This is a genomic window from Acetobacter sp. (assembly GCF_047721705.1).
GTDB lineage: Bacteria > Pseudomonadota > Alphaproteobacteria > Acetobacterales > Acetobacteraceae > Acetobacter.
Map to the genome: position 1 here is coordinate 1 of NZ_JBDNXK010000118.1, position 7,946 is coordinate 7,946.

Below are 7,946 nucleotides of genomic sequence, written 5' to 3' on the forward strand. Positions count from 1 at the left end.
CGTTTCAGACATGCTGGGGAACTCCATAGGATGGCGGGAAGTAAATCTTGTCGTAATCAGGGAACGGCCACGCGGGGATTTCCAGATCGTCGCGGCCGGTGATGCGCTGCCAGTCGGTGCGCGGGTCCATCATGCGCAGGTTCCGGCGCGCAGCCTCAAGCTGGCGGGGGGTGAGGGCTTTCATATCGAACCCCCTTCAAATTTTATTACTTCATCTGCGGCGCAGGTAAATATCGCAGCATCTTCGCTTTCGAAATCGTAACCGTAGGCTTCCATAGCTTCGATGCATTCCCAGTCCGCATAAGGGCCTTTTCCAAGTGCCCATTCACGACCGCGCACCCAAGGCAGTCGCTTTTCAAGAGGAAGATCACTCACAGCCCCCGCCTCCCGGTATGGTTCTGCATCACGCGCCGGTTGATCCGCACGCGCTGGTGTTCGGTCAGGAGGTTTTTCATGATCGCGCACTCGCATCGGTGCCAACAGCCACAAGCCTGGCTGGCGAATATCCCGGCGGGCATGGGCGAAACTTCCCATCGCTCGGGGTGCAATCGATCACGTTGCGCGATGCATTCGCACAAGAAATCATCAAGGAAATAGCCGATGCCACAGAAAGCAAAGCTGGCGCCGAGCAAGCCGTGCGAGATTTGTGGATGCAGCATGCAACGCAAGCGGTTCAATGGACGCCTGGAAGACCTATCAGCTTTCAATCGCCGCAGGTTCTGCTCGCTATCATGCGCGAACTCACGAGAAAAGGGTGGAGCCTCGGACACAACCTTCCGCCGTCGTGCTGGGAAAGCGCGGAAATCGGAATGCGAGAAATGCGAAGATCCGCATTGGCGCCTTCATGTGCATCAGATTTGGGAAGATCGGTCGGACAACCGTCCAGTATATCTGAAGTGCTTGTGTCCGTCCTGTCAGTAATTATCGCACACGCGGCACGAAAGTGGGCTGTTAACCGAGACCCGCTCAACTTGGAAGCGGATAAACGGGATAACCGCGTGGGACGATTGCGCGGCTTCGGCAACGCCATCGTGCCGCAAGTCGCGGCGATCTTCGTCCAAGAGTTCCTCGGCGCATTCGCTGAAATCCAAGAAAATACGGGAGGCTGAGGATGCCTGACCGCGCATGGGTCCGCGTGTCCGGCGTTGACCGGGATGGCACCTATTTCGTGGGGATCTACAACGTGCGCACGAATATCGAGGCGCGCGCATGGCTCCTGTTTGAGAACGTGAAGTTTATTCGGGGGCGTGTAACCGGCCTGCGCTATGAGGCGCTAGGTCGGGGTGACCGCGCATGTCCGTTCCCTGTGCGGGAGATGGCGGCATGAGGATCATTTCCTTCACCCTCCCCAAACCCTTCCCGCTACTCAACCACAGCATAGGCCAGAGCCGGTTTGCGTTGACTGGAATGCGCCGAAAGATGGCGCGGGCTGTAGCCGACGCGGCACTTCACCTGCGCCCCTCTGAACCGTTCCAGAAGGCGCATGTTCTGATCGAGCGCTATTCGGCTGGCACGCCAGATAAGGACGGACTGTACGGCGGCGCGAAGTTCCTGGTCGATGCCCTGACCACGCCGCGCCTGCTGAACGTCCGCACGCCGGGCGCACGGCAGCGCGTGAAGAACAAGCGGGGCCTTGGCTTCGTCGTGGATGACGGGCCAGCGCACATGGAGCTTGAGGTGCGCGCCGTGAAGTGCCGCCTGTGTGAGCAGCGGACTGTTGTTACGATTACTGAGGTGGTGGCATGAACAAGATTTCTGAACGTGATAAAAAGTTTTCATTTCACACAAAAGCCCGAAATCTTGCGATCTTGTCGGAAATGTCCAAGGCGCTTGAGCGCGAGTGCTATGGTAGTTCATTATTGACAATCTCCGCACAGAAGTATCGTGGCTTCAATGTGGTGCCGCACAAAGCGGGCGGTATTGTTATGATGTCGCAGTGCCGGTTCGCGACTACAATTATTCGAGATCCTGACGGCAATATTAGCCTTCCTTGCCGCTTAGTATTTCCGAAGCATTTTCTAAAAAAGTGTCGCCACCCAAAGCTGCTTAAGCGCCTGGATATGAATTGCCAGCCATACGAATGCGAGGCCAGCGTTCCTGCCTTTATGGTGCCAGATCAGGTTAGCGCTATCTATTGTGGTGCATTCATCAATGGCAGTGGCGATTTGCCTGAAGACGATGCCGATACGGGGATATTTTCGTGCCGGGCCGAATGGGGCGACAGTGGGGATGACTGGTCGCTATGGATTGACAAGTTAAGTATCGATCCGGTGCGGGTGGTAGAAAAGATAGAAGCGGCACCAGAAGCCGGATTGACCACAACAATGACCGTGCCCGCAATGCGATCCGTCTCTCGCACAGTGGAGGCCCACTTCCGTGAGAGTGACCCGGAACTAGCAGGCGTCTGGTATTCGCGGACGCTGGGTGTCGATGTGGGTGGCGTGGTCGTCTATCGCAATGCGCTGGATCCGAACATCGTTATTTGCACGTCTCTAGCTGAAAATCGTGGCTTGTCAGGAGAAAAGAAGCCGCTGGACGATGCGATTATGCCTGAGTGGATGGCCGGGTTGTCTGATGGGGTGACGGCATGACCGATTTACCAGAACCCCTCACGCCCGAATACTGCGACCTGCGCGGCTACGACTTCATGCCCCTGTTCGGGCACCGGCTGTTCTCCAGCGAGTTCTACACCGAGGCATCGGACGCAGAGTTTCGCGCAGGCATGCGCTTGTGGTGGGCGGCATGGAACCAGCTTCCTGCGGGCAGCCTGCCGAATAGTGATCGTGCCCTTGCCACGCTGGCTGACTTTGGCCGCGATGTTGGAGCATGGCAGGCCGTGAAAGAGCGCGCGTTGCACGGGTTCATCCTGTGCAGCGACGGGCGGCTCTATCACCCCATGCTGTGTCAGGAAGCGCTCGATGCCTACGAGGAACGCCTTCGGAAGAGCAAGAAGCGCGTGCAGGACAAGGAGCGCCTTCAGGCATGGCGTGAAATGCGCCGGAAACAGAACGCGGACGCTCATCAATCCGATGAACCACAGAACGACGAAACAGAAGTGAAACGCGTTTCATCTGAGTTTCAGGAGCATATCAGAAACGCAGGTGTAGCCGAAAACGCGCGGGGTGACAGGGACAGGGACAGGGACAGTAATATATCACCCTCACTACGTTCGGGCTCTTCCTCATCGCCAAGCGCTGAGGCTGGAAGGTCTCGCGCTGCGGAGTTCGATGAGTTCTGGTCGGCCTATCCCCGGCATGTCGGGAAGGACGCTGCCCGGAAGGCCCACACCAAGGCGCGGACCAAGGCAACGCAGGCGGAGATCATGCTAGGTCTGTCGCGGCAGGTCGCTGTCTGGCCGGACCGAAAATCCGACCGGGCGCAGTTCATCCCCTATCCGGCGTCATGGCTGAACAGCGGAGGATGGCAGGATGACCCCAATGCGTCCGCCGCTGCCGCGCCGCCTCCATCGCAGCCCCAACGCAACCATGGCCGCCCTGCGATCTGGGACGCCGTGCCCGACCATCCGGGAGTTTGACCATGAACCACGTTTCGAAGTTCCAGTCTGGAACCGTTGCAGCCTACCGTCCCGCAGAGCCTGCCATTGCCGCGCTGATCGATGCGCGGCGCGAGGGCATGGCGATCCTGCCGAGCGATGTGACGCCAGCCATTGCCAGACAAGCCCATGCGCAACTTGCCGCTGCGCAGCAGGCCGCCCACCCAGCATCGCCCCAGATGGTCATGGGGTGGCTGAAGAAACTTTCCGGCATGGTCGCCAACGCTCCGACCGATGAGGGCGCTGTCCGCGCAGCGGTAGAGGCCGTGATGGAAGTCTGCGGCGATCTGCCGTCTGGCGTCTGGTCGGTCACGTCGCGTCAGGCGTGGTGCCGTCAGCCCGCAGTCAATGGGCGACTGCCCGGCACGTTCTGGCCGCGACCGGCGGAGCTGTATGCGCTGCTACGTCCTATCGCGGACCGGATTGGACGTGAGGTTGAGGGCTGTAAGGCGATTCTGGCCGTTGCGGACCTGAAACCCACAGCGCAGCGCACGGGACCAACGGAAGCCGAACGCGCAGCCGTTATGGTCCAGATGGACGAATTACGCCGCGAACGGGAAGCGAAGCGGAAAGCCGAGGAGGACCGCGTTCGTGAGTTCGGTTCCTACATGCCCGGCAATGACGCAACCCTGCGCGGATGGGATCTGGTCCGGGCGCTGGAGGCTGATCTGTCGAAGATGACGGGCGACATGAGAACCTTCACCGTCGAGCGGATCGCTGTGCTGAAGGCGGCGGCCGAAGCTGCCGATGCGCTGCTGGAGAATACGAAAAATTGCTGAAAACCAATCAGAAAAAGGTACCAATCCCGATGGGGGGATGGTACTATCGCGCATGGATAACCCTGACGAAATCTGGCCAACCCGCTGTGGCGCGGACTACGTGGCGAACCTGGCTCCGGCGATTGACTGGAACGCGGCGGCTGCGAGATGCCGGGCACGGTGCGAGCGTGACATGGCCGTTTCCGTGCCGAGGATTGGCGCTGAGGGCAATGAAGGGGTTGGGTTAGGTAGTTGCACCGGAGAGGCTGGAAACGTCTCTGTGCGGTCAAATACGAGACGATCTTTTTTCCACCAGGTCTTCCCCGGCATCGCGATGGTGAATGGTTTCTCGATTTGGGAGGCAGCTTACGACCTTCAGTGGGGATGGGCCTGCGCGTTCTCGGTGCTTCTGGCCGTTGCTCTGATGGTGAATGAAAGCGCCAAGCAGTTTGAGGGAGATTGACCGTGGACGATGGTAATGGCGCTGTGCGGGCGAATATGGAGGGTTGGTTTGGATGAGTGATACGATAGGCGGCGCTCCGCCGGCCCCCAAAGCATATCTCGAAGCCGTGGCTGACCAGAAGGCTGGCGTCGTCAATCGCGGACCGGCCAAACGGTATCGGTTCATTGCTGAACGCCATGACGGCATCAAGGCGCTGTTCTGGGTTATGGCGCACGATGCTGGAGAGGCTGCGGATATAGCGGCGAAGTATTGCGAAACCATGAGATGGGTCAGTCCTGCCCGCATGGTTGGCCAGCGTAGCGCGTATGATCGGGTTGTGGCGGAACGTGCGGGCGATTTGGGAGGCGAGGGGCGATGACTGACTTCCAGGTATTCGCTGATATGGCAAAAACTGCACCAGGCGCGGCCACGATTATCGGTTGTGCGTGGGCTATAGCATGGTGGGCCGTGCAGCTTGCGAGGGCCATTCGGTGATCGCCGCAACAATCCTCTCCACCACAGCCCTGATCCTGTTCGGGTGGTCGCGGAAGTGTCGGCATGAGTGGGAAACCATCAAGGAACGGCGGATGATGGAAGACGGTTACGATTACCCGGTCGGAACCAAATACATCCAGCGCTGCACGAAATGCGGGACGATGAAGCAGGTGACGCTGTGACCAAAAAGACATTCACGATGTGCGTTTGCGGCGCAATGTGCGCCTGTCAGGGCGCATTGATGTTTGTTCCTCCTGCATCCCCCGCCGCCGATCTTGTGGCAGCCATTGGCTTTGGTGTGTGCGGTTTCATCGTGGGCGGAATAGTCGAATGATCCGCTTCCTGGAACGCCACGTCTGGCCTTGGGCGGAGATTGAGAGGCTGCGGAAAGATGTTGATTTCTGGCGGCAGCAGACCAAAACGCGAGAAAATACCATCAATGAACTGTTCGATGATGTTTTTGGGCTTCGTCACCGCCTCGCCAAATACGAGCGCCCGCGCGACGAGAACGGGAGGTTCGCCAGTAATGGCTGATGCGCTGAAAATTGCCGCCATCTGGGCGCTATTCCTGATCGTGATACCGCCCGTCTCAGCAGTGTGCTGGCTGGTGGTCTGGTGGCACGAAGCATGATCCCCCGCGCTCAGCGTCAGTTTCAGCAGGAAATGGAAGCCCGAGGGTGGTCCGTGTCCGTCTCGCGGGGTGGCCATCTTCGGTGGGTTCACAGAAACGGGGCCATCTATTTCTCGGCAGGGACGCCGGGGGATTATCGGGCCTGGCGGAATGCGAGGGCGGCCATGAGAAGGTTGGAGAAATAACCATGAACCAGACCCTAACCAAAGAAACCAAACGCATCCTCGACACAGTTGTCACGCCCGAGCGCCAGAAGCGGTCTGAATGGACGCTCCAACAGGGTGCGCCGCGCGTGCGTACGACTGTCCAGGCGCTCCTTAACGCGGGAGATATCGACCAGAGCGCGGTTGATGCTGCAGATCGCTGGTATCGGGACTTCGTGTTCGGATACTACGGCTATGTCGAATTCGCGCCGCAACATGAAATCAACACGCTGACGCGCCATGATGAGGTATCGTGGATGGTTGTCCGCGCACATGCAAAGGGCCGAATAGCGGACATCCGCGATGCGCTCGGTATGTGTGTCCATATCAGGTTGCGCATGATGATCGCGGAAGAAAAAACGTTCTCCGATATGGGAAAGTTTTTCTATCCCGGCACCACGGATTCCGTGGGAAGGAGGAAAGTCTCGGCGCAGTGCGCATTAGTCCTTGAGCAATTATCTGATTATTACGAATGGCAGGGCAAACAAAAAAAGGTTGCAACATGAGTCCGCAATTCGTATGAATATAACCACAATCGAATAACTGCGTTCAGTCAGGATATTCGTAGCACCGGGTATATTTGCCGACAGATTGAATGCATCGCCTCATGAGCAGGCCGGATGTTTGATTTAATCGCGCTAAAACCGGCAGAAAACAGCCATCGTTTGAAAAACAATCAAAAAGTTTGAATATGACGCAGAGAGGTGGAGCAAGAGCCGGTGCGGGCCGGAAAAAGGGGCACACATCAGAGGCCAAGAAAATTGGCCGTGAAGTTAGTGGCCGCGTCACGAAAAACCTTGCGGACGCCTGCGCCACACCCCTTGAAGTGATGGCCCGCGTCATGCAGGGCGACGTTTCCATTACTGAAATGCAGTTTGAGGCAGCGAAGGCAGCGGCCCCTTACATCCATCCGAAGCTATCCGCAATCCAGATGGATGCAAGGGTAAGGCGATCCGTTGAAGATATGACAGATGAAGAACTTGCCGCGCTCGCTTCTGGTGAAGAAGGCGGCGGAGAAGGCGAGGTCTGAACTTAAGCGCCGGTCAGCAGGGCGATCTGGTCTTCTCGGTTTCACTCAATACACCATGTCTGACTACATGGTGGGGCCACAGCATCGGCTTTTGTGTGATCGCCTTGATGCCGTTGAGCGTGGGGAAATTAAGCGCCTGATGGTGTTTATGCCGCCCCGGCATGGTAAATCAGAACTGACCAGCAAGCGTTTCCCTGCGTGGTTTCTGGGGCGCAATCCGACCAAGCAGATTATCACGGCCTCGTATGGCGCGACGCTTGCGCAGGGCTTTGGTCGGGATGTGCGCAATATCGTGGCATCGCCCGAGTTCGGTTTATTGTTTCCGGGTGTAGGCGTTGCGTCTGACAGTGCTGCCCGTGACAACTGGCACACAAATAAAGGCGGCGTTTATACTGCCATGGGCGTGGGCGGCGGTCTGACTGGTAAGGGCGCTCATGTCGCGCTGATCGATGATCCTGTGAAAGACAGGCAGGACGCTGAAAGCCCAATCATACGCGAGGCGGCATGGGACTGGTATCGGTCGGTCCTACGCACGCGCTTGATGCCAAATGGGGCTATTGTTCTTGTTCTTACCCGGTGGCATCCGGACGACCTGGCGGGTCGCCTATTGGCCGAGATGGAGAATGGAACAGGCGAGGAATGGGAAGTCCTATCGCTTCCCGCCATATGCGTTTCTGATCATGATGCTCTACATCGTGGGATTGGTGAGGCACTTTGGCCCAAGGTGTTCCCGGTTGCAGAACTGAAGAATATCGAGAAGTCCATCGGCCCCCGCGAATGGTCGGCCCTGTATCAGCAGAACCCGACGCCAGGTGAGGGGACGCTGTTTAAGGT

15 protein-coding genes are annotated in these 7,946 nt (G+C 58.0%); 12 read left to right on the forward strand and 3 right to left on the reverse strand.

Annotation, left to right across the window (positions count from 1 at the left end):
• Positions 1-4: 4 nt before the first annotated feature.
• Positions 5-184 (reverse strand): class I SAM-dependent methyltransferase, encoded by a 180-nt coding sequence (locus tag ABF824_RS14640; RefSeq protein WP_415489741.1) that lies wholly within the window; start codon positions 182-184, stop codon positions 5-7.
• A complete protein-coding gene (locus ABF824_RS14645) occupies positions 181-375 on the reverse strand; it encodes a hypothetical protein (protein WP_415489755.1) in 195 nt (64 codons plus the stop codon). The genes ABF824_RS14640 and ABF824_RS14645 overlap by 4 nt, the downstream gene beginning before the upstream one ends.
• Positions 376-392: 17 nt before the next feature.
• On the opposite strand from ABF824_RS14645, the gene ABF824_RS14650 reads away from it, so the two are divergent.
• The 9 genes from ABF824_RS14650 (at position 393) to ABF824_RS14690 (ending at position 5,430) form a co-directional block, all read left to right on the forward strand.
• Positions 393-1,109, forward strand: coding sequence for a hypothetical protein (locus ABF824_RS14650; protein WP_415489742.1), 717 nt, complete (start codon positions 393-395; stop codon positions 1,107-1,109).
• Between the two features lie 2 nt (positions 1,110-1,111).
• A complete protein-coding gene (locus ABF824_RS14655) occupies positions 1,112-1,327 on the forward strand; it encodes a hypothetical protein (RefSeq protein ID WP_415489743.1) in 216 nt (71 codons plus the stop codon).
• A complete protein-coding gene (locus ABF824_RS14660; RefSeq protein WP_415489744.1) occupies positions 1,324-1,746 on the forward strand; it encodes a hypothetical protein in 423 nt (140 codons plus the stop codon). Before ABF824_RS14655 ends, ABF824_RS14660 begins: the two co-directional genes overlap by 4 nt.
• Positions 1,743-2,591 (forward strand): hypothetical protein, encoded by an 849-nt coding sequence (locus tag ABF824_RS14665; RefSeq protein ID WP_415489745.1) that lies wholly within the window; start codon positions 1,743-1,745, stop codon positions 2,589-2,591. Before ABF824_RS14660 ends, ABF824_RS14665 begins: the two co-directional genes overlap by 4 nt.
• A complete protein-coding gene (locus ABF824_RS14670; RefSeq protein ID WP_415489746.1) occupies positions 2,588-3,535 on the forward strand; it encodes a hypothetical protein in 948 nt (315 codons plus the stop codon). Before ABF824_RS14665 ends, ABF824_RS14670 begins: the two co-directional genes overlap by 4 nt.
• A gap of 2 nt (positions 3,536-3,537) precedes the next feature.
• Positions 3,538-4,332, forward strand: a complete 795-nt coding sequence (locus ABF824_RS14675) for a hypothetical protein (protein WP_415489747.1) — start codon at positions 3,538-3,540, stop codon at positions 4,330-4,332.
• 52 nt (positions 4,333-4,384) lie between these two features.
• Positions 4,385-4,774 (forward strand): hypothetical protein, encoded by a 390-nt coding sequence (locus ABF824_RS14680; RefSeq protein WP_415489748.1) that lies wholly within the window; start codon positions 4,385-4,387, stop codon positions 4,772-4,774.
• Positions 4,775-4,826: 52 nt separating this feature from the next.
• Positions 4,827-5,132 carry a hypothetical protein gene (locus tag ABF824_RS14685; protein ID WP_415489749.1) on the forward strand — a complete coding sequence of 102 codons (306 nt, stop codon included), beginning with the start codon at positions 4,827-4,829 and terminating at the stop codon, positions 5,130-5,132.
• Between the two features lie 79 nt (positions 5,133-5,211).
• Complete coding sequence (locus ABF824_RS14690) at positions 5,212-5,430, forward strand: hypothetical protein (RefSeq protein ID WP_415489750.1); 219 nt, start codon at positions 5,212-5,214, stop codon at positions 5,428-5,430.
• Between the two features lie 46 nt (positions 5,431-5,476).
• On the opposite strand, the gene ABF824_RS14695 is transcribed toward ABF824_RS14690, so the two are convergent.
• Complete coding sequence (locus ABF824_RS14695; RefSeq protein ID WP_415489751.1) at positions 5,477-5,956, reverse strand: hypothetical protein; 480 nt, start codon at positions 5,954-5,956, stop codon at positions 5,477-5,479.
• 110 nt (positions 5,957-6,066) lie between these two features.
• Between ABF824_RS14695 and ABF824_RS14700 the strand changes: the two genes are divergently transcribed.
• The 3 genes from ABF824_RS14700 to ABF824_RS14710 form a co-directional block, all read left to right on the forward strand.
• Positions 6,067-6,588, forward strand: coding sequence for a hypothetical protein (locus tag ABF824_RS14700; RefSeq protein ID WP_415489752.1), 522 nt, complete (start codon positions 6,067-6,069; stop codon positions 6,586-6,588).
• Positions 6,589-6,773: 185 nt separating this feature from the next.
• Positions 6,774-7,112, forward strand: coding sequence for a hypothetical protein (locus tag ABF824_RS14705; protein ID WP_415489753.1), 339 nt, complete (start codon positions 6,774-6,776; stop codon positions 7,110-7,112).
• A partial coding sequence (locus ABF824_RS14710) for a terminase large subunit domain-containing protein (RefSeq protein ID WP_415489754.1) occupies positions 7,054-7,946 on the forward strand: 893 nt, incomplete at its 3' end. The genes ABF824_RS14705 and ABF824_RS14710, both read left to right, overlap by 59 nt.

What these genes read in the sequence shown, in the direction of transcription:
- ABF824_RS14670 (WP_415489746.1), top strand. Translation starts at nt 2,588, where the DNA reads ATGACCGATTTACCAGAACCCCTCACGCCCGAATACTGCGACCTGCGC.
- ABF824_RS14655 (WP_415489743.1), top strand. Translation starts at nt 1,112, where the DNA reads ATGCCTGACCGCGCATGGGTCCGCGTGTCCGGCGTTGACCGGGATGGC.
- ABF824_RS14705 (WP_415489753.1), top strand. Translation starts at nt 6,774, where the DNA reads ATGACGCAGAGAGGTGGAGCAAGAGCCGGTGCGGGCCGGAAAAAGGGG.
- ABF824_RS14695 (WP_415489751.1), bottom strand. Translation starts at nt 5,956, where the DNA reads ATGGCCACCCCGCGAGACGGACACGGACCACCCTCGGGCTTCCATTTC.
- ABF824_RS14640 (WP_415489741.1), bottom strand. Translation starts at nt 184, where the DNA reads ATGAAAGCCCTCACCCCCCGCCAGCTTGAGGCTGCGCGCCGGAACCTG.
- ABF824_RS14675 (WP_415489747.1), top strand. Translation starts at nt 3,538, where the DNA reads ATGAACCACGTTTCGAAGTTCCAGTCTGGAACCGTTGCAGCCTACCGT.
- ABF824_RS14665 (WP_415489745.1), top strand. Translation starts at nt 1,743, where the DNA reads ATGAACAAGATTTCTGAACGTGATAAAAAGTTTTCATTTCACACAAAA.
- ABF824_RS14680 (WP_415489748.1), top strand. Translation starts at nt 4,385, where the DNA reads ATGGATAACCCTGACGAAATCTGGCCAACCCGCTGTGGCGCGGACTAC.
- ABF824_RS14690 (WP_415489750.1), top strand. Translation starts at nt 5,212, where the DNA reads ATGGTGGGCCGTGCAGCTTGCGAGGGCCATTCGGTGATCGCCGCAACA.
- ABF824_RS14700 (WP_415489752.1), top strand. Translation starts at nt 6,067, where the DNA reads ATGAACCAGACCCTAACCAAAGAAACCAAACGCATCCTCGACACAGTT.
- ABF824_RS14650 (WP_415489742.1), top strand. Translation starts at nt 393, where the DNA reads ATGGTTCTGCATCACGCGCCGGTTGATCCGCACGCGCTGGTGTTCGGT.
- ABF824_RS14660 (WP_415489744.1), top strand. Translation starts at nt 1,324, where the DNA reads ATGAGGATCATTTCCTTCACCCTCCCCAAACCCTTCCCGCTACTCAAC.
- ABF824_RS14685 (WP_415489749.1), top strand. Translation starts at nt 4,827, where the DNA reads ATGAGTGATACGATAGGCGGCGCTCCGCCGGCCCCCAAAGCATATCTC.